The organism is Psychroflexus torquis ATCC 700755 (assembly GCF_000153485.2).
GTDB lineage: Bacteria > Bacteroidota > Bacteroidia > Flavobacteriales > Flavobacteriaceae > Psychroflexus > Psychroflexus torquis.
This window is the reverse complement of record NC_018721.1, coordinates 2,122,467-2,143,275: the sequence shown is the minus strand read 5'-3', so window position 1 is coordinate 2,143,275 and position 20,809 is coordinate 2,122,467. Positions and strand designations below refer to the sequence as shown.

Genomic DNA, 20,809 nt, shown 5'->3' with positions numbered 1-20,809 from the left:
ATTTATTTGGCGAATTGACGAACCATAAAGCGCATTATCAATGAGTATTACTACTCAATCGTAACTGAATCAATTGCAACAATTACCTGAAATAAAAACTGATTCATAAAGGGTTTAAAGTTAGATTATAGTCCCGAACAAGTAGTAGGGGTATTAAAGAAACACTAAGAACCTAGTGTAAGTGTTGAAACACTTTATCAATATATCTGGAATGATAAAAAATATAAAGAAACCCTACATAAGCATTTAAGACATCAAGGCATGCGTTATCGTAAAAGAGGCGCAGCATAGGATTCTAGGGGTCTTATAAAAGACAGGGTAAGTATAGAAAAACGACCAAGTAAAGTGGAGCTCAGAGATCGCATTGGAGATCTTGAGGTGGATTTGATAATAGGTAAAAATCACAATCAAGCTATTCTAACAATTAATGACAGAAGCTCTGGAGTGCTTAAAATGAAAAAAGTTTCTTCTAAAGAATCCAAAGGGGAAGGGTTAGCAATCATAGATTTATTAGAGGGTTGGAAACCTTATTTAAAGACTATTACAGCGGGTAATGGAAAAGAGTTTGCAGACCACCTTGTGGTAGTACAACAGATTAATATAGATTATTATTTTGCAAGACCTCATCACTTCTGGGAACGGGGTTTAAACGAAAACCTAAACAGACTGATAAGACAATATTTACCTAAAAAACAGACTTTACAAAAATAACTGATTACCAAGTAAAGCAGATACAAGAGAAATTAAATCTAAGACCTAGAAAAAGGTTCAATTATGAAAATCCTATATCTGTAATGGATCAATGACTATTTAACTCAGAAGTTGTATTTATGACTTGAATCCAGCTTTCTTACAAAAACACTTCAATTCATATTGCGTTTTTGAATAAAAAAGGCTTTTAAAAGTCTAGAGGCTTCTTCTTCTAAAATACCATGATCGACTTTGGTTTTAGGATGCAGCTGTGTTCCCAGAGTTCTGTAACCTCGCCCCTCGTCGGGAGCGGCAAACACCAATCTTGATAACTGACTCCAATACAAAGCACCAGCACACATTTGGCAGGGCTCCAGAGTGACATACAGTGTACAGCCTCTCAAATACTTGCCTCCAATGTGATTGGCAGCAGCGGTTATGGCCTGCATCTCGGCGTGGGCAGTCACATCGGTGAGTTGCTCGGTGAGATTATGACTTTTAGCGATAATCTGGTTATTGTGTGTCACCACTGCTCCCACAGGGATTTCGCCTTTATCAAAAGCCTGCTGAGCTTCTTGCAAAGCTTTTTTCATAAAATAATGGTCGTCAAAAGGAATCAGCATAGGATAAAAGAGGTGTTTTTATGACTTTACAATATATCTATTTTGATTGAAGTGAGACCCTTTTTGTTTTAAACTTCATCTCGACTCCGCTCGATGCTAAAGCATAATAGTCAAACTTAATCACTTCAAATCTTTATAATCAATAATTCATACGTATCGAAAATACAATTTCTTATTGGTAACTTTGTAATATGCATTTAGAATTACTTTCTAACATCAATTCGCCTAAAGACTTAAGGCAGTTGGATCCCCGTCAACTTGAACAATTGGCTAGAGAACTTCGAGAATTCATCATCGATATCGTTTCTACCAAAGAAGGTCACTTGGGCGCCAGTCTTGGGGTTATTGAACTCACCATCGCCTTACACTATTGTTTTAATACACCAGAGGATTTGTTGGTTTGGGATGTGGGCCACCAAGCCTATGGCCATAAAATATTAACTGGACGCCGGGAAGTGTTCGGCACCAATCGAAAACTGAATGGCATTAGCGGGTTTCCCAAACGCGACGAAAGCCCGTACGATACGTTTGGGGTAGGCCATAGCTCTACTTCTATTTCTGCAGCCTTAGGCATGGCCATTTCTTCGCAACTAAAAGGAGATTTTGACAAGCAACACATCGCTGTGATAGGGGATGCTTCCATAGCTTCTGGGATGGCTTTTGAAGGCCTTAACCATGCTGGGGTGACTAATACCAACTTGCTTGTGATTCTCAACGACAATGCTATAGGAATTGACCCTAGTGTTGGAGCGCTTAAAACCTATTTGACCAAAGCAAAAATCGGTAAAAAACCACGACAAGACAATATTATAGAAGCGCTTAACTTTAGCTACGAAGGGCCTATAGATGGTCACGATTTACCTGAGCTTCTCAAAGTTTTTGAGCGCCTTAAAACCATAAAGGGGCCCAAGCTTCTTCATATTATTACCAAAAAAGGCAAAGGCTTAAAGCAAGCTGAAGACGACCAAGTGCGTTATCACGCTCCAGGGAAATTTGACAAAACAACCGGTGAAGTCTTGCCTAAAAATAATGAAGGCTTACCTCCAAAATTTCAAGATGTTTTTGGACTCACTTTATTAGAGCTTGCCAGAAAAGACACCTCTATTGTAGGAATTACTCCGGCTATGCCTACGGGAAGTTCCCTAAAATTCATGATGGAGGAATTTCCAGACAGAGCTTTCGATGTGGGTATAGCGGAACAGCATGCGGTGACACTTTCAGCAGGTATGGCAACACAAGGCCATAAGGTCTTTTGCACGATCTATTCCACGTTTTTACAACGGGCCTACGATCAAGTGATTCACGATGTAGCGCTTCAGAATTTACCAGTTATCTTTTGCATAGATAGAGCAGGTTTGGTAGGCAACGACGGTGCAACTCATCATGGAGTTTACGATTTGGCCTTCTTACGCTCTATTCCAAATATGATTGTGTTTGCTCCAAGCAATGCTATTGACCTGCGCCAGATGCTTTATACCGCCTCTAAAGGTTTAGAACATCCTATCGCTATTCGGTATCCTAGAGGTAGAGGAACGGTGAAAGAGTGGCAGCAAGACTTTAAAGCCATGGAGATAGGCAAAGGCCTAAAACTTAGAGATGGAAAAGACCTCGCTGTTTTAAGCCTTGGCAGTATTTCGAGCGAGGTCGAAGACGCCTTAAATACTCTCGATAATTCCTTCAGCATAGCACATTACGACCTAAGATTCTTAAAACCACTGGACGAGATGCTCCTTCAGTCTGTTTTTGACCGTTTCGAAAATATCATCACTATTGAAGATGGATGCATCAAAGGAGGGTTTGGGGATGCAGTTTTGGACTATGCTCAAACCTCTTCTTATAAAGGTCGCATTCATAAGCTCGGCATTCCAGATAAATTTATTGAACAAGGGGATACCAAAGAGCTTTACGATCTTGCAGGTATTTCTTCTGAAAAAATTAAAGACAAAATTAAAGCAGTTTTAAACCCCTAATTGCGACCGATTTCCTCAGGATATAATTCATATACAGGATCACTTTGCCACACCTGCTTAGAGTCGATGTCCACCAAACTTATAGGGCCTTTAAAAGCAGCACCAGTATCTATATTCCAAAGATTAGCCAAGTTCATGGGTTTAGTTTCTCCAATGCGTGTGGTGGGCGTATGGCCGATATAAATTTCATTAAATAACTTTAGGCGATCTGGATAAGTGGGGTCGCTCGGCGTTAGAGACGTATCCATAGCTAAGGCCATTTCCCAGAGCGTTCTGTCCCAATATACTGTATTGGAATGAAATTCTGAAGCTGGGCCGTGCATGTTAGCAAACCCCGCATGTAAAAAAAGTCGGTTTTGACTATCGATATGGTAATTGGTGAGGTTTTCTAAAAATCGGTGATGGAGATTTTTCAAAGTTGGATTTACGGTTTCGTATGCTTTTATCGTGCTGTCTCCACCATGTTGTAACCATTTGGGATTGGAATTGCCAGTCTTAAACCAGCCGAGTACAAGGTCATCATGGTTCCCCCTTATGAATATACAGTCTCGCTCTTCCTTCAATTGGATGAGGTACGAAAGAAGTTCTGGAGTCTCACTCCATCCATCAACGTAATCGCCAAGGAAAATTAATCGATCTTGTCTCGTCACTTTGGCACGATCTAAGACTTGAATTAAAGCCTTAAAACCTCCGTGTATATCTCCAATCACCAGTGTCCTACTCATTCTAATTGTATTTTGTTTTTCGTAAAATTCTTAAGTTGTCTTTTAGCCGTTGATGAGCTTTAGGGTGTGCTGCCTTTAATAAAGGCTTAGCCTCCTCCAGATTTTCTAAACAATAAGCAAAACCATTGAGATAAGCGATAAGATAAATCGTAGACAAATTAACAAGTTCTCTTTTTTCTGCTGAATTTAAGTCGACCTTATTTTTAAGCTTTTTTAAGAGACTGTCATTATGGTTGAGATAATGCCTTAGCGTTTTTTGATCAAATTGAGGGGGCTCAAACATCAACTTGGACTCTATATCGTAATGCATATTATCTCTGAAATGGATCATGACTTTTTCTAAAGGGTAATAATTGAATTGATTTTGGAGACCCAAATGTACATATTCAATAATTTGAAACTTATCCTCATCATATTGAATTTCAACTTCATCCAAATCAGAATAAAACAACTTGACTTGCTCATTGATCAACTGAATGTTGACTCTAGAATAGAAAGTCTTATCACCAACGGTTTTAGGTTTTCCCGCCCAGCATAAGACAAAGTATTCTTTAAAGACTTTATATTTAGGATTGAAATCTTTACTGTTTAAAAGGAAATCGTGAAAACTGTCTAGAGTTAATTCAATATTATTCTGAGAGTTTTGTTCAATAGCAGCAACAATTTCAGAATTGATATCTTTTATTTCGATATCAAATACCTTAGGCTTGCTAATGCTTCCTTCTCTCATAAAAACGGTACCTCCCCAATACTTCCAGATATTTTTACGCAAAGCGCAGATGCTTTGATCTCTTTTTGGACGAATGCTCACGAGCCCCACCACCTTATCGTCTGGCAAATGCGGAAATTGAATGTTTTCGTAAGACACGATTGGTGGGTGTTCTAAATAGGCATTCACTAAGTTTTGGATTTTGCTGTCATCAAAAAAGTCAACCCCAACGATTTTATTGCTTTCATCTTCAATCCCAATAACGATGTAACTATTACTTATTGGGTTAGTGTTAGAAAGGGAACACACGTGTTTTAAAAATTTAGCTTTTCCCTCTTTACTCCCTATGTTTATAAGTAATTTATTATCGTAGAAACTATTTTCCCCATTATGGGCAAGTAGGTTTTTAATAAGGAGGCGCTTGTTAATCATAGATTAGGATAAAATTACAAGAAAAAAACCAAATGTAAGCACCAACAAATTTGAAATAATTGCAAAAAAAAAAGCCTCTTATCATAACATAAGATAATTGTGAGACTAAATGAAATAAAAGAAAAAGGGGCTATCTCATGTTATTGAGATAGCCCCTTTAAAAAATGTAAATTCTTAAGTTGTTTAGTTGAAGATATATCTTACACCAACTTGCATTTGCCATCTTGAAGATAGGATTCCTGAATCATCAAAATTTTCAATATCTGCTTCAGTTTGAAATTGATCAGCATTAAAGCTAAACACAGGATCTGGACCACCTTCTTCTACATTTAATATTCCAACACCACCAGGGATAAATGGTCTACGACCCCAATCCTTGTTAATTAAATTTGTAAAGTTGAAAATATCAAAAGAGAGTTGGAACGTATGATTCTTATCATTTAAATCCACACTAAAGTCTTGTAAAAATTTAAGGTCTACAATATGACTCCATGGCCCTCTTTCTCCATTACGCGCTGAATACTGTCCTCTTCTTTCGCTTAAGTAATCACTTGAATTAATGTAACCGTTAAAAGCTTCCCACTGCTCAGCTTGTTCTGCTGGTGTACCTATAAAAGTAATCTCGGAAGCATCTCTAGGAATATATATTAAAGCGTTGTCTCTTGAATCATCATTAAGAAGGTTTGATGGTCTGTTATTATAAACATAAGTAAATGGAGACCCTTCTTCACCAGCATAAAATAAGGAAACAGTACTTTTTACATTGTCATTCCACTCATACTCATAGCTCATGTTAGCTGTGATTCTAGATCCTAATGCAAAGTTAGAACGTTGAATACCTGGGTTAGCATTTTTACCGTTTACCGTTTCTATGTTTCTCCACTGTGATGAGTTTTGAGAAGAGGTTCCTTCAAAAACATTATAAGACTCACCATAAGTGTAGGCCAGTTGACCTGCAAAACCATTTTCAAAAGGCTTTGTTAGTTTAAACGTAGCGTTATAAGAATATCCCTCATTTGTATTTGTACCTAAAATAATGTTAGAATAAGCATCATCTATCAAGTCACGTCTATCATAATAAGGTCTATTGTCTGCTCCATTAAGATTTCCTACAGGGCCTTTAATGTTTAAATTCTCATAAAAGATCGCATTTAAAACGTCGTTATATAGAAATTCTCCGGAAGCGATTAAACCCCATATTGGTAGTTTTTGATCTACTGCGATATTATACTTAGCGACCTGTGGTAATCTGAAGTCTGGAGAAAAGATATCTATTTGTCCACCTCTTGCTCCTGTTCCTGGCTCAGCTCCTGGCTGTACAGGCTGACTGAAGGGGTCTCCATTAAAAAATATATCACCATCTATTGCTCTTTCATCAACGAATCCTGCAGTTAAGCCGTTATTGTTATAGGCTCCTCCTGGCCAAGCCAAAGGAATTCTAGAAGTAAATACACCTACACCACCTCTTACTTGGGTTAATTTATTACCACCTACGTCCCAAGAAAAACCAAGTCTTGGAGAAAAATGAATTTGGCTTTTTATAGCCTTACCGACTCTCGCTCCTTGTAAATCTTTTCCGTTAGCTTCAAGAAGCTCTACAGTTCTTGTGTTGAAGTCATCGTTTACTAAACCATCATCAAAATAGGGAACATCCACACGAAGACCTAAACTAACTTTAAAATCATCAGATAAGTCTATATCATCCTGAACATAAAACCCTAACTGAGAATATGAAAATTCTGCTGCGCCTAAAGAGTCATCACCAATACCTCCTAAAAGAGAATAGCCTCTATCAAAAAATCTAGCAGGTGCTTCGTTTCCGTCAATATTATCTAAGTACGTTGAAAATTCATCCAATGAATTAAAAGCATATTGACCATAATTTTGTCTAAAAAATACATTTTTAGAATCAAAATATTCAAAGTTAACTCCAAAAGTTAATTTATGACGTCCACTATAAACTTCAAAATTATTGGTTATGTTTAATGTTTTCTGCTCTAACAAGTTAGCTGTGGAAAAGGCCTCTGAACCAAAGTTTATACTTCCTGGACCGTCAAATATTCTTACAGAAGGAAATGGATTTCCAGTTGGATTTCTATCATCTAATACGTCTGTATAGGCGACGATCAAGTTATTAGACATGTTAGAACCATTGGTTGTACTCCACTCTAAGGTTGTCGAGTTAGTTCTTGAAGGAAAAAATACACCTGCATTGGTATAATTGATGTTTCTATCACTACTTTGGTTTGGACTTGTATTTTCAGCATTTACATAACTATTCTTAAGTGTAATGCTGTTTTTATCATTTACGTTCCAGTCAATACGGGCAATTAACTTATCACTCACCAAACTACTTGTATTGTTATCAAACACACCTGGATCGTATCCATAGGTATTGATAAGACCTTGTCTTAGGTTTGTGAAAGCTTGTCTATTTTGAGTATCCCCTTGATAACGGTTAAATTCAAAAGGCTGTGGCGTTTCCTCATCCTGTCTTTCGTAGTTAATAAAGTAGAATAATTTGTCTTTAACAAGTGCTCCACCTACTCTAGCTCCAAAAAGCTTTGCAGAAAAGTCTGTTAATCTCTCTCTATCATCTTCGTTTAATGCTGTAGGTGTCTTACCTGCTAAATCTTGGTTTCTTAAGTAGTAATATGCCGAACCTTCTGTATTATTAGATCCAGAACGCGTAATAGCACTAATAGACCCACCAGCAAAACCAGATTGCCTCACATCAAAGGGAGAAAGATTAACCTGAAAAGATTCAATAGCATCAATAGAGATTGGGCTTACACCCGTTTGTCCTCCATTGGTTCCTGAACCTGCAAGTCCAAAAGCATCGTTGTTTACCGCTCCATCAATATAAATGGCATTGTATCTATTGTTTTGACCACCCAAAGAAATGCTTCCATTTTCTCCAACTTGTGCTTCTGGAGTTGTTCTGATGAAATCTCCTAAAGATCGAGTTGCAGATGGAAGATTCAAAATCTGTCTTTGAGAAATGTTTGTATTTGATCCTGTTTGTCCAGAATCAAAAATACCATTTCTAGACGCCGAGATAACCACCTCATCCAAGGCGTTGTCTGACTCCGACATTTGTTTGCTAATTCTTTCTGAATCGCCTAATTGTAAAAAGAAATTACTTAAAGTAATGTCGTTAAAACCAACGTAACTAATTTCTAAAGTGTAAGGTCCACCAACACGCATGTTAGGGATTCTGTAGAAACCGTCAAAATCTGTCACAACACCATACCGTGTTCCAGTAGGTGTGTGCACAGCAATAATATTTGCCCCCGGAAGAGGTTGATCAATATTGTCTGTGATCTTACCATTAATAGAGGAAGTAGTTACCCCTTGTGCATAAATACCAATTCCCATCACTAAGAATAAGCCAAGTAGCAATTTTTTCATTTGAAAACGTTTTTTTTGTTTATATTTTGGTGCAAAGTAAACCAAGATTTAAAGTTTTAATATTAAGCCAATGTTAAGAAAAACTGTTAAAAAATTAAATTTCGATTTGAAATTACGGCCGAAATTAATACTAAATTCCTAAACCGGTAGGTTTATTTTAAAAAAAAAGTCACTAATTTTAACAAGATAGAGCAAGATTTGAGTCATCTAATTATAAAATCCTTTTATACTCAACCTCATCAATTTTTATTTTCAATGGCTTGATATAATCAAAATAGGAAGGCTTTAGAGATTCCTTCATAGGTTCTGCATCTGGTAGGTCTTGTTTATAGGGGTCTACTTGTTTTCCGTTCACCCAAAACCTGTAACAGACATGAGGTCCAGTTGCTAGACCGGTTTGTCCTACATACCCAATAATTTCACCTTGCTTAACATATTGGCCAACTTTTACAGCTCTTCTAGACATGTGAAGGTATTGCGTAGAGTATTTATTGGTGTGTCTTACCTTGACGTAATTTCCGTTGCCACTGGTATAGCTAGCTTTGGTGATAACACCATCCGCTGTAGACCAGATTGGGGTTCCTGTTCCTGCTGCATAATCTGTCCCCTTGTGAGCTTTCCAACGTCTTTGTACGGGGTGGAAACGACGTCCAGTATATCTTGAAGATATGCGACTAAACTTTAGGGGAGCTTTTAAAAAGAAACTTCTCAACGTACCTGCTTCCTCATCAAAGAAGTCTGTGCGTCCAGTTAAACTATCAATTTCAAAATTGAAAGAATAAAACTCTCTCCCTTTATGCTTTAAGACCGCAGCATCTATGGTTTCGAGTCCAGCATAAATGGTATCGTCTATATATTTTTCTTTGTAGATAAGTTTAAATTGATCTCCTTTTTGAAGTTTGAAGAAATCTACACTCCACTGGTAAATATCGGCGAATCTATTGGTCAATAAATAATCTAAACCCGCTTGATCTATAGCTGCTGAAAGCGATGAAGAAATGACTCCAGAGGTCGTCTTCTGTTTAATTGTAACTGGTTTGGACTTTGCTAGACCGTGGATACTGTCTAGGCTAACAACTGCATAGTTTATGACAGACTTTTGATATATGAAATGCTCAACCCGTCTTGTAGAATCTTTACTCTTTAAGAGCATATAAGGCTTACCATAATTGATACGCCTGAAATTCATTACAGAATCTGGGATAGTTTGTGTGATTTGAAAAACTTGTCCTGGGGTAACTCCATGTCTATCCATGATAAACCCAAAAGTTTCACCGCGTTTTACAGTATCTAAAATAACTTCAAAATCACTTAACTTAAATCCATATACTTTTGACTCAGGTTTTTTCTCAACTTCCAATTCAATGGTTTCCTTTTTGGATACCTTTTCGATATCTTCATTGCAAGAGGTCAATACTGTAAAAGAAAGAATTATTAAAACAAAGTAAGCGAAGGGTGTTCTCAATATCAAAATTTAAAAGTAAACGTCAAAAATACATTTTATACCAAATAAGTTTTGTATTGCCGTATATTTTTCGTATATTTATGAATGGGAAGAAAAGCAATTTTAGAGATCAAGGAATCAGATTCGGAGCTAAAGAAACTCTTGTTAAAACAGAAAACCTTAAAAGCAGAAAAACGTTTAAAGAGTTTGCTAGCCATTAAGTCTGGCAAATTTGAAACCCGACAAGAATTAGCTGATTTTTTAGGGATTCATATCAGAACCCTAGAAAGGTGGATTGTGAACTACAATGCTGGTGGGGTTGAGATGATGTTAACTGATAAGCCTAAAAATAAAACGTCTAAAATTATTACACCACAAATACATAAGGGTTTATCCCAAAGAGTACATGACCCAAATAATCCTTTTTTGGGATACTGGGATGCTCAAAATTGGGTAGAACAAGAGTATGGCGTAGTTGTTAAGTACCAACGGATCCGTGAGTATTTGATTCAACATTTTAAAACAAAACCCAAGACTCCTAGGAAATCTCACTACAAAAAAGATGTAGAGGCTGAAAAAGCTTTTTTAAAAACTCCCTAATACGCTAGATAACATTAGAATTAGTCTTAATAAAGATAGTTACGACTCTGTTAATTTATACTTTCAAGATGAAGCTCGATTTGGAATGATGAATCATCTTGGAAAATACATAACCGCTAGCGGTGTAAAGCCAATAGTGACCTATCAACATATTTATAAAACGACCTATCTATACGGTAGTTACTCCCCAATAAACGGAGACTCTTTTGTTTGGGAAATAAATGGTGTAAGTACTAACATATTTCAAGCCTATCTGCGAGAATTTTCAACACATAATCCAAAGGAATATAAAATTGTAGTGATTGATAATGCAGGATTTCATTCTACAAAAAATATAGAGGTGCCACAAAATATAGTTCTTTTAAGAATACCCCCATACAATCCTGAACTAAACCCATGCGAACAAGTATGGCAATACATTAAAAATCGATTTAAGAATCAAAGATTCGAATCGATGAAAAGTTTAAAACAATGGCTAAGCGAAATGGTCTGCGAAATGAAACCTGAAACCATTAAATCTATAACAGGAAATCACCATTTTCTAAAAGCTTTTAATACGGCATTTAATAACTAAATTGGTATTATTATTAGGTCAACAAGAAGGAAACTACTTCACAGACTTTTATATACAACAAAACCCCTTTACAGAGGTTTTGTTGTATATATTTTTAAAAATATTAGCTATCTGAAAGCGCTTCAGCTCCAGCTACAATTTCTAAAATCTCATTAGTAATAGAAGCTTGCCTAGCTTTGTTATAAGACAACTTAAGATCATTTCTCAACTCAGTAGCATTATCTGTAGCTTTATGCATCGCTGTCATTCTAGCCCCATGTTCTGAGGCTACAGAATCTCTAATTGCTTTAAACAATTGAATCTTTAAAGACTTAGGAATTAAATCTTCTACAATTTCAGCCTTATTAGGTTCGAATATATAGTCCTTAGACTTGGCTTCTCCAACCCTTTCACTTGCAGGTTTTATAGGTAAAAATTGTTCTGTCGTAATAATTTGGGTGGCTGCATTCTTGAAGCTGTTGTACACCAATTCTATTTTATCAAACTTATGAGTTTTAAATAGATCCATTAGGTATTCAGCAATTTCTGTAACAGCATCATAGGAAAGATCTTCATACACAGTATTGTAAGATTTCTCCATATCGAATGATTTGCGAAGGATATCTCCCGCTTTTTTACCGATAGGAAGAATCTTAATCGACTTTCCTGAATACCCTTCGGAGGACAGACTTCTTACGCGTTTGATAATATTTGTATTAAACGCTCCTGCCAAACCTCTATTTGAAGAAATAGCAATAATTAATACATTATTGACTTCTCTTTGATTGGAGTAAGGACTATTTGTATCGCTGTCTAAGGATGCGCTTAAGCTTTGCAAAAGCTCGTTGAGCTTCTCTGCATAGGGACGCATGTTCTCAATTGCATTTTGTGCACGGCTCAACTTAGCAGCAGAAACCATTTTCATGGCACTTGTGATCTGCATCGTTGATGATACCGAAGTTATCCTACTCCTTAAATCCTTTAAATTAGCCATAAATTAAGCTTTATGCTTTATATTTTGAGGAAATTTCTTTAGCAGCACTTGTGAGTGCATCTGTAATTTCATCTGTTAGTTTACCCGCTTTCAATTGATCTAAGACGTTACGGTACTTAGCGTTTAGGAAAGACAGATAATCTTTTTCGAATTCTTTAATCTTGTTGACGGGAACATCTCTCATCAAGTTTTTAGTTCCTGCAAAAACAATAGCTATTTGATCTTCAACAGCGAAAGGACTTGCCTCCGACTGCTTAAGAATTTCAACGTTGCGTTTTCCCTTTTCAATCGTATTCTGAGTCGAAGCATCTAAGTCTGATCCAAACTTAGCAAAAGCTTCTAATTCTCTATATTGAGCTTGGTCTAATTTTAAAGTACCAGCTACTTTTTTCATAGATTTAATTTGAGCAGAACCCCCCACACGAGAAACAGAGATTCCTACATCAATAGCAGGTCTTACTCCAGAGTTAAATAAATCTGAGGTTAAGAAAATCTGACCATCTGTAATAGAAATCACGTTGGTAGGAATATAAGCAGAAACATCACCAGCTTGAGTCTCAATAATAGGAAGTGCAGTTAAAGAACCTCCTCCTTTTACTTTACCTTTTAAAGCTTCGGGTAAATCGTTCATTTGTTTTGCAATATCATCATCATTGATAATTTTTGCAGCACGTTCCAATAATCTGGAGTGAAGATAGAAAACATCACCAGGATAGGCTTCACGACCTGGAGGTCTTCTCAATAGTAAAGACACCTCACGGTAAGCAACAGCTTGCTTGGATAAATCATCATATATAATCAAAGCTGGACGACCCGTATCTCTAAAATATTCACCAATTGCAGCTCCAGCAAGTGGGGCATACACCTGCATTGCAGCGGGATCTGACGCATTTGCAGCAACAATAGTAGTATAGGCTAATGCTCCTTTTTCTTCTAGAAGATTTGCAATACCAGCCACTGTAGACGCTTTCTGTCCAATCGCTACGTAGATACAATATACAGGTTCTCCTTTATCGTAAAATTCCTTTTGATTAAGAATGGTATCGATACATACAGAAGTTTTACCAGTCTGTCTATCTCCAATCACCAATTCTCTTTGTCCACGACCCACAGGCACCATAGCATCTATAGATTTTATTCCTGTTTGCATTGGCTCGGTAACAGGCTCTCTATAAATTACTCCAGGCGCTTTTCTTTCGATAGGCATTAAGAAAGTTTCTCCTTCAATCTCTCCCTTACCATCAATAGTTTGACCTAATGTATTAACAACACGACCTACAATACCTTCACCCACTTGGATAGAAGACGTTTTCTTAGTTCGCTTAACGGAGTCTCCTTCATTAATAGTATTAGACTTTCCTAAAAGAACCACACCAACAGTGTCTTCCTCTAAGTTCAGTACCATACCGTTAAGTCCTCCCTCAAATTCAACAAGCTCACCTAACTGTGCGTTGGTTAACCCGTACACATTGGCAATACCATCTCCAACACGAAGAACTGTTCCTACTTCGTCTAGAGAAGATTCAGATTCGAATCCAGAGATTTGTTTTTTTAAGATTGCTGAAACTTCAGCAGAGTTTACTTCAGCCATAATTTATTGTGTGTTAAATGGTAAATCCATACCGTTTAATATTATAATAATTGTCTTTTAAATCGGTTAAGACTAGTAGATACACTTGCATCAAATTGAAGGTCTTTCAACCTGAGTACAAATCCACCAAGTATAGATTCATCTACTTGGTTGGTTAGATTTGCTGTATATCCGGTTATTTCTTTAATTTTATTTTGAACTTTTTCTTCGATTTCCTTAGTCATCTTGGCAGCTGTAATGACAGATGCATATTGAATATGACGCTGTGTATTATAGAGCGAAATGTATTCTTCAGATATCTCTTCTAAAATTGCGATACGATTGTTGATCGCAAGGGTTTTTATGAGCTTTTGAACTAGAGGTTGAACTGATTTGAATACCTCTAAAAGAACAGATTGCTTCTTAGTTACTTCTATAAGTGGACTAGATAACATCAACTTCAAGTCTTTATTCTCATCAATTGTAGAATGGATAAGCTTAAAGTCGTCAAGAACTTTATCTTCTAAATTCTCCTCTTGTGCTAATTCTATAATGGCCTTGGCATATCTTCTTCCTGCCGCTCTACTTCCCATAGGATATTGTTAGTTAAGTTTAACGTCGTCTAGCATTTTGTTAACCAAAGTCATTTGCTCTTTCTTATCGTCCAATTGCTTTTTCACAACTGTTTCTGCAATTTGAACGGATAATTCTGCAACCTGAGATTTGATTTCTAGTAAAGCTTGCTTTTTCTCACTTTGAATAGTGATTTGAGCTTTTTCAAGAATTCTCTCAGACTTTTCATTTGCATCTTCTGTAGCTTCAGAAATGATAGATTTTTTCATGTCTTGAGCCTCTTTCAACATTTCATCTCTTTCGGCTCTTGCTTGCTGAAGCAATTTCTCGTTATCTGCTTTCAGATTGGCCATTTCCTCTTTCGCTCTTTCTGCTGAAGCTAAGGCATCATTGATTGAAGCTTCTCTTTCTCCAACGGCCTTCATTACAGGCTTCCAAGCAAATTTAGTTAATAAGAAAATAAGGACAAACAAGACAACAACTTGCCAAACAAATAGTCCGTATTCAGGAGTAATTAAATCCATATATGATAAGTGTTTTAAATTCTAAAAAAATAAAACCCTCATCCAACCAACCGTTGGGTATGAGGGTTTGTAATCATTTTAAGTGGTTAACACACCTAATAGAGCTGTAACTACTCCAAAAAGAGCAACACCCTCTACAAGTGCAGCAGCAATAATCATTGCGGTTTGAATTTTTCCAGAAGCTTCTGGTTGGCGAGCGATAGCCTCCATTGCGGACCCACCGATTTTACCAACACCAATTCCTGCTCCTAAAACTGCTAAACCAGCTCCTAAAGCTGCAATACCTACGTGTAATAATTCCATAGTAAATAAATATTAAAAAATTAAAGATTAATGATGTTCATGTTCTTGCACTGCCATCCCTATGAAGAGCGCTGACAATAATGTAAATATAAATGCTTGTAAAAATGCAACTAATAATTCTAAAACTGTAATAAATACAGCGAACGGGACAGAAATCGCGGCAACTCCCGCATTTTCTAATATGAATATCAACCCTATTAAACTTAAAGTGATAATGTGGCCCGCCGTTATATTAGCAAACAAACGAATCATAAGCGCAATTGGCTTTATAAAGACTCCTAGAATTTCGACAATGGCCAAAATTGGTTTTACTGCAGTTGGAATACCAGGCATCCAAAAAACGTGCTTCCAATAATCTTTGTTTCCATTAACAATAGTAAGCGCTAGAGTAAAGAGCCCTAATGCAACAGTTACAGATATGTTACCAGTTACGTTTGCTGCTCCTGGAAGTAAGCCCAATAGATTTGTAATCCAGATAAAGAAAAATACCGTAAGTAGGAAAGGCATGAATTTCATGAATTTCTTGTCACCAATTTGTGGTCTCGCGATTTCATCACGTACAAAGATGACTAAAGTTTCAAGGATATTTTTAAAGCCCTTAGGAGCCGATTTAGATTTTTTATAATGGCCTGCTAATCCTATGAAAAGGATTAACATCACTATCACTGTAAGAAGCATTGAAGCTACGTTTTTGGTAATTGAAAGATCAAAAGCAACATTAGCATTAAGTGCGGCATGAGCTTCTTCATCGTATTTCAACATGACTTCACCCTCATTTAAGACATGAATTTTTTCGTGATAATTTACAAATTTTTGGCCATTAGATTCAACGACATGCTCCCCTTCGACATCATGATGAAATGAACTCGACATAAAAGTTGCAATACCTTTATCTGTCCATAAAATAACTGGTAATGGTAATGTAAAGGAATCTTCACCTTCACCAAAAAAGTGCCACCCATGAGAATCGCCAATATGATGCATTATCATTTCTGTTGGGTTGAAGCTCTCATCAACAGCCCCCTCAGTGTCTAGCTGGGCGAATGAAGCAAAGGAATTCAAAATGAGCATTAGCATTAAAGCCACTGTAATCTTTGAAGATTTGTGTGTTGCCATAAATAGTTGACTTAGTATCAATTCGAAATTTCGTGCAAATGTATGTTTTTACTTTTTAATTTTAAATGAAAGCTTTAAAAAAATATTTCCTCTCTTACGAAAAGCGAACTTTTTAGTAAAATCATGACTATTTGAGCGAGCTCTGAAGGTGAAAATTTAGAAAAAATTACTATTCTCTAGCAGATCTCGGCGTTCTAAGCAGCAAGTAAAAAGATTAAACACTTAATAAGAAAATTAAAAAAATCAATTTACTGGGGTTTCCTCCTTATTGATAAGCTTAATGACTTGGATGGCTTCAAATATTAAGAACACAAAATAAGGAATAAAGAAATTTAAAATATTGGTGAAACTTGGCTTATCGTCAGATAGAAATCCTGGTAATAGAAATAAAATGGCTGCCAGCATTTTTAAAAGGCTAGTCCCCATAAAAGCAAAACCTGCATGATCTTTGGAATTTTTATATACCAATTGAACGACCCCTGCTACTGAAAGTGCAGAAATAGTATGGAATATATAAATGAAGAATAAAGAGTAATAAGTGACAACGTTAAAAACTAAATCTATCGAATAATGGATCATAAAAATAACCGCTGAAATCAGAAGGATAAAAACGTAAGGGTTTTGTAATTTTTTTTTCATAAAAGTCTAATCCTTAAAGTGTTTTAAAGAGGCGATAACATGAGCCATAGAAATAAATATGCCCAAAAGAGAGATAATAATCGTAAACAATTTTAAAGACTTCATAAAGGTTTCATCTAACCAAATTCCCAAAAAAACAGAACCAATAATGATAATTGCCATTTGTAAACCTAGTCCAGTAAAATAAAGCCACGGTTTAGGCTGATTTTTCTTTTTTGGCATTTCCAGAGATAGATTTCACGGCTCCTTTCATACTACAGGTTGCATTAAACTTAGCTCCAGGCTCAATAGAAAGCTTGTCTGTGAACACATCTCCTTCAATCTTAGCAGTAGCTCTAAGAGTCAATAGAGACTTAACCTTTAACTGTCCTTTAAATTCACCTTCAAAATCAGCATTATCACAGTCTATTTCTCCTTCGATATAACCTGTTTTACCTACGACAATTTTCCCTGGGGTTGTTATATTTCCTATGACTTTACCCTCTATCCGAAAACTGCCTTGGGACTCTATGCTTCCTTTAAAAACGGTTCCTTGAGCAATTTTGTTCTGTTCTTTTGTCAAGTCTGAGTTGTTCACGGTTTTATTTTTATCTGAAAACATATTAATTAGTTTTATTTAAAAAATCATCTAGGTTTTTATTGATCTGAGCGATTTTATAATTTTTTTGTGACATCACAAAATAAGGGTAATTTTTGTTGACTTTATCATTATTAATGAACTTTTCTGCTAATCCCTGCGCTCCAAGTTTACTTTTAAGACCCTTTATAGTCACTAAAATTTGATTTTGATTATAAAGTTCCTCAGTTAAAGTCAAATCCAAACCACTTTCATCCTCAACAGCTAAGGCCAAATCTGACTTGAACTCTTCATATTTTGATTCTTCAATCTTATCATTAAAAAAATTATAAACTAAAATATATTCATCTTCAGGATCTTGGCTAAAGTCAAAATCAGTCGAAAAAGGTTTTTTCTCTAATTCTGTATATTGTTTTTGAGCGTATTTCCCTTCTTTGGACTGTGGATAGGTTAAGGCCACATAGTTGAGCGCCTTTTGGTATACTAAAGCTCCTTCAAGTTTTGCAAGAATTCTAGCTTTCAGCAATTCTAGTTTTGGCAAGATGGAGTTTCCCACAAACACCTTTGTATAGGTCTCTATCTCATCCAGCGTCTGCTGATATTGACCAGATTTATACTCTTTGTAAAGCCTAGAGTAAATGTTCTGAGGGTTATTCACATCGTTTCGATAAGCTTCTGGATTTCTTAAAATACTGGCGTATCTAGAATCTGAATGCTTGTTTAAAATGTCATTTTTCCAAGAATTTGCTTGTTTAGTATTTCCTAGATCATCATATATTTTGAAAAGATAGTATTTGGAGGGTAGGATTAAACGCTCTTGAGGATTGCTTTCAAGTAAAGACTTGAGTTTTGAAATCGCCAAATCATATTTCTTAAACTTTTCTTTGTAGATGATTCCCAGTTGGTAATAAGCGAAGTTTCTTTCGTCTGAAATACTGTCAATCAGTTTTTGATCTGTAGGGATCATGGCAATATAAGTCTGGGGATCGTATTCTGGTCGTAAGCGATCTTCTTGAACTATTTCTTCCTTAGTGTCTAAAAGTTTTTTCTGAGTAGAGTTCCTTCTCCAGTCGTCTGCTAATTCTATATCTCCCCAAATTTTTCTAAAGGACTCTTCCCCTCTTTGTTTTTGGGTAATATCGTAAAAATAAAAAGTAGTCGAGTTAACTTGTCCTCCGCCTATCTGACTCTTTTGTCTACCAAACCTAGAATTAATAATTCGAGAGGAACTTTTATTGGCAAATACACTTTCTTCTTCTTCTTTAAGTTTTTCAATATAGGTTTTGAAAATCTTGACGCGTTCTTCCTCGGATGCTTTTACTAAGTTGAGGACACTATCGGTTTCGGTTGCAATTCTTTCAAAAGTAATAACGTCTTCTAAGTTTTCTCTCTTTCGTTTCACTTGCCTGTGTTCTCGGCTACCCTTTACGAGATTGGTTAAGGTGCTATCGTAATATTTCCCAGAAGTTTCGTAAGAAGATTTATCAAAATAAATCTCTCCCAAATTGACATAATTTTGACTTTTTAGATACTTATCTTTAGGCTGTTCTTTTAAAGATTTATTGAAGCGTTCAATTGCAAAACTGATCGAGTCCTTTGCTAAATTAAACATCGCCGTATCATAATAAATAAAGTCTAAAAAAGGTCTATTTTCTCTGACTTCTGCTAACTCTTGAAACGCTAATTCGGTCTCATACCATAAGGCATTTTTAAAATCTTTCAGCTTAAGCTTTTCTAACTCAGAGTGAATCATATAACTCCTAGGTGAATTTCTATTTAAAGCTATAACTTCATCAAAACTTACTCTAGCACTGTCTTTTTGACCAAACGAGGTAAATAATTGACCTCTAATATAAAGTAGCCTCGCCCTCTTTTCGTCATCTGGAGCATTCTGTATAGCAATTTTTAAAGGAGATAGTGCTTGACGTTGTTTGTTATCAGCAATATAAGCTTGGGCTAGTGTAGAGGTTGCTTCGTAGCTTTCTAAAGGCGTAAGTTGAGTGGTATTAATCAATTCGGTAAGATTATCAATAGCCATTTCAAAATACTCTAATCTTAAGTTTACCTTTTCTACCCAAATTTTGGCTTCGTTGATGGTAGAACTTTCTGGATAGTGATTCAAAATAAAACTAAAAGCATCTTTAGCAGGGACAAAACGCTGGTCGTAATACCGCGCTTTACCCAAAAGCAAGAAAGCCTCATCTGTTTGTGGGTTATATTCTTTACCTCCCATATACATGGAATGCTTTTGAATAGATTTAGTCGCTTTTTCTTCAGCATTTTCAAAAGAAGAATTTTCTGAGGTACTATTTTTCTCTTTAGGATCTTGCTTTATGGTCATACGTTCCACTGGCAACACCATCCAATAGTCTTCGATATAGGCCGCTTCAACTTCCATCTGACCTTGTGTCAAGGCCAGATTACCGTTGTAGACTATATTGTAGTAAGTCGTGACGGCATGGAAATTCTTATTTAAGAATTTGTCTTTCTTTCTTGAACATGAAGCAAGAATAAATATTCCTACTAAAAGATATAAAGGTAGTTTTAATCGCATATACAATTCTATGACATTAATAACTTGATTTGCATGAAAATCGTATATTTTGATAAATATAAATGCATATTATCTCAGAAATTGAAAATAAAGAGATTATCTCTCAAAATAAAGCTCAAGCTCCTTCAAAGTTGCCTCACTGGTTTTGATGTCATTTACGACTTGCCCCTTATCCAGAACAACTATACGTTCACAAACGTCGGTAATATGAGTCAAGTCGTGACTAGAAATAAGTACTGTAACTTGATTTTGAGCAGAGAGGTCTTTGATAATCCTTTTAAGCCTAATCTGTGTTGTGGGGTCTAAATTAGCAAAAGGCTCATCCAAAATCACAATCTCTGGTTGACCTATAAGCGCCGCTACTATTCCGGCTTTCTTCTGGTTTCCCTTAGAAAGGTCTCGTAAATATTTCTTTTGGTTTAGTATTTCACCATGGAAAAAATCTTCAAATTCACTTAAAAGTTCGTCCACCTCTGCTTTAGAGGTATTCCTTAAATCTCCAATAAAGTAAAAATATTCTTCAGCGGTAAGATAGCCTATCAAAAAACTCTCATCTATAAATGAGGAGGTAAAAGGCTTCCACTCTTCGCTTTGGTTCACGATGATACCTTTACTTTCTATCTGACCAGTAGTCGGCGGGATTAGGTCCAAAAACAAACTAAAGAAGGTTGTTTTTCCAGCACCGTTGTTTCCTACCAAACCAAAACTTTGACCTTTGGGAATCTCTAAGGACTCTATGTCTAATATTTTGTCTGCATTATAACTTTTGGATAAGTCTTGAACGTGGATAATTGTTTCCATA

At 36.1% G+C, this 20,809-nt stretch carries 19 protein-coding genes and 1 pseudogene; 4 read left to right on the top strand and 16 right to left on the bottom strand.

Translation table 11 applies throughout. From position 1 onward, the window contains the following. Nucleotides 1-114: 114 nt before the first annotated feature. Nucleotides 115-806, top strand: a pseudogene (locus P700755_RS21305) (IS30 family transposase); the annotation flags it as partial. A gap of 57 nt (nt 807-863) precedes the next feature. Here P700755_RS21305 and P700755_RS09175 read toward each other — a convergent pair. Continuing rightward, nucleotides 864-1,313, bottom strand: coding sequence for a nucleoside deaminase (locus tag P700755_RS09175; protein ID WP_015024390.1), 450 nt, complete (start codon nt 1,311-1,313; stop codon nt 864-866). Between the two features lie 191 nt (nt 1,314-1,504). On the opposite strand from P700755_RS09175, the gene P700755_RS09170 reads away from it, so the two are divergent. After that, entirely contained in the window at nt 1,505-3,283 is a 1,779-nt protein-coding gene (locus tag P700755_RS09170) for a 1-deoxy-D-xylulose-5-phosphate synthase (protein WP_015024389.1), read from the top strand. On the opposite strand, the gene P700755_RS09165 is transcribed toward P700755_RS09170, so the two are convergent. The 4 genes from P700755_RS09165 to P700755_RS09150 all read right to left on the bottom strand — a co-directional run bounded on the left by P700755_RS09165 (nt 3,280) and on the right by P700755_RS09150 (nt 10,025). After that, nucleotides 3,280-4,008 carry a metallophosphoesterase gene (locus P700755_RS09165; protein ID WP_015024388.1) on the bottom strand — a complete coding sequence of 243 codons (729 nt, stop codon included), beginning with the start codon at nt 4,006-4,008 and terminating at the stop codon, nt 3,280-3,282. The genes P700755_RS09170 and P700755_RS09165 overlap by 4 nt on opposite strands. 1 nt (nt 4,009) lies before the next feature. Continuing rightward, nucleotides 4,010-5,149 carry an ATP-binding protein gene (locus P700755_RS09160; protein ID WP_015024387.1) on the bottom strand — a complete coding sequence of 380 codons (1,140 nt, stop codon included), beginning with the start codon at nt 5,147-5,149 and terminating at the stop codon, nt 4,010-4,012. Nucleotides 5,150-5,332: 183 nt separating this feature from the next. Beyond that, nucleotides 5,333-8,560 (bottom strand): TonB-dependent receptor, encoded by a 3,228-nt coding sequence (locus tag P700755_RS09155; RefSeq protein ID WP_015024386.1) that lies wholly within the window; start codon nt 8,558-8,560, stop codon nt 5,333-5,335. 211 nt (nt 8,561-8,771) lie between these two features. After that, nucleotides 8,772-10,025, bottom strand: coding sequence for a peptidoglycan DD-metalloendopeptidase family protein (locus tag P700755_RS09150; RefSeq protein ID WP_015024385.1), 1,254 nt, complete (start codon nt 10,023-10,025; stop codon nt 8,772-8,774). 84 nt (nt 10,026-10,109) lie between these two features. On the opposite strand from P700755_RS09150, the gene P700755_RS09145 reads away from it, so the two are divergent. Then, nucleotides 10,110-10,604 carry a helix-turn-helix domain-containing protein gene (locus tag P700755_RS09145; RefSeq protein ID WP_015023841.1) on the top strand — a complete coding sequence of 165 codons (495 nt, stop codon included), beginning with the start codon at nt 10,110-10,112 and terminating at the stop codon, nt 10,602-10,604. Between the two features lie 13 nt (nt 10,605-10,617). Next, nucleotides 10,618-11,178 carry an IS630 family transposase gene (locus tag P700755_RS09140; protein ID WP_083858480.1) on the top strand — a complete coding sequence of 187 codons (561 nt, stop codon included), beginning with the start codon at nt 10,618-10,620 and terminating at the stop codon, nt 11,176-11,178. A 103-nt stretch (nt 11,179-11,281) separates the two neighbouring features. On the opposite strand, the gene atpG is transcribed toward P700755_RS09140, so the two are convergent. The 11 genes from atpG to P700755_RS09085 form a co-directional block, all read right to left on the bottom strand. Beyond that, complete coding sequence (gene atpG / locus P700755_RS09135) at nt 11,282-12,151, bottom strand: ATP synthase F1 subunit gamma (protein WP_015024384.1); 870 nt, start codon at nt 12,149-12,151, stop codon at nt 11,282-11,284. Nucleotides 12,152-12,161: 10 nt separating this feature from the next. After that, entirely contained in the window at nt 12,162-13,742 is a 1,581-nt protein-coding gene (gene atpA / locus P700755_RS09130; protein ID WP_015024383.1) for a F0F1 ATP synthase subunit alpha, read from the bottom strand. Nucleotides 13,743-13,783: 41 nt separating this feature from the next. Next, complete coding sequence (atpH, locus tag P700755_RS09125) at nt 13,784-14,314, bottom strand: ATP synthase F1 subunit delta (RefSeq protein ID WP_015024382.1); 531 nt, start codon at nt 14,312-14,314, stop codon at nt 13,784-13,786. A 9-nt stretch (nt 14,315-14,323) separates the two neighbouring features. Further along, a complete protein-coding gene (locus P700755_RS09120; RefSeq protein ID WP_015024381.1) occupies nt 14,324-14,818 on the bottom strand; it encodes a F0F1 ATP synthase subunit B in 495 nt (164 codons plus the stop codon). Between the two features lie 78 nt (nt 14,819-14,896). Beyond that, entirely contained in the window at nt 14,897-15,121 is a 225-nt protein-coding gene (gene atpE, locus P700755_RS09115) for an ATP synthase F0 subunit C (protein WP_015024380.1), read from the bottom strand. 27 nt (nt 15,122-15,148) lie between these two features. Continuing rightward, on the bottom strand, nt 15,149-16,237 hold the full coding sequence (gene atpB / locus P700755_RS09110) for a F0F1 ATP synthase subunit A (RefSeq protein ID WP_015024379.1): 1,089 nt from the start codon (nt 16,235-16,237) through the stop codon (nt 15,149-15,151). 243 nt (nt 16,238-16,480) lie between these two features. Next, a complete protein-coding gene (locus tag P700755_RS09105) occupies nt 16,481-16,876 on the bottom strand; it encodes a DUF6168 family protein (RefSeq protein WP_015024378.1) in 396 nt (131 codons plus the stop codon). A 6-nt stretch (nt 16,877-16,882) separates the two neighbouring features. Next, complete coding sequence (locus P700755_RS09100; RefSeq protein ID WP_015024377.1) at nt 16,883-17,098, bottom strand: AtpZ/AtpI family protein; 216 nt, start codon at nt 17,096-17,098, stop codon at nt 16,883-16,885. Then, on the bottom strand, nt 17,073-17,477 hold the full coding sequence (locus tag P700755_RS09095) for a bactofilin family protein (protein WP_015024376.1): 405 nt from the start codon (nt 17,475-17,477) through the stop codon (nt 17,073-17,075). The genes P700755_RS09100 and P700755_RS09095 overlap by 26 nt, the downstream gene beginning before the upstream one ends. Before the next feature lies 1 nt (nt 17,478). After that, nucleotides 17,479-20,007: a type IX secretion system periplasmic lipoprotein PorW/SprE gene (porW, locus tag P700755_RS09090; protein WP_015024375.1), complete on the bottom strand. Its 2,529-nt coding sequence runs from the start codon at nt 20,005-20,007 to the stop codon at nt 17,479-17,481. A 96-nt stretch (nt 20,008-20,103) separates the two neighbouring features. Beyond that, nucleotides 20,104-20,808 (bottom strand): ABC transporter ATP-binding protein, encoded by a 705-nt coding sequence (locus tag P700755_RS09085; protein WP_015024374.1) that lies wholly within the window; start codon nt 20,806-20,808, stop codon nt 20,104-20,106. Nucleotide 20,809: the final 1 nt, after the last annotated feature.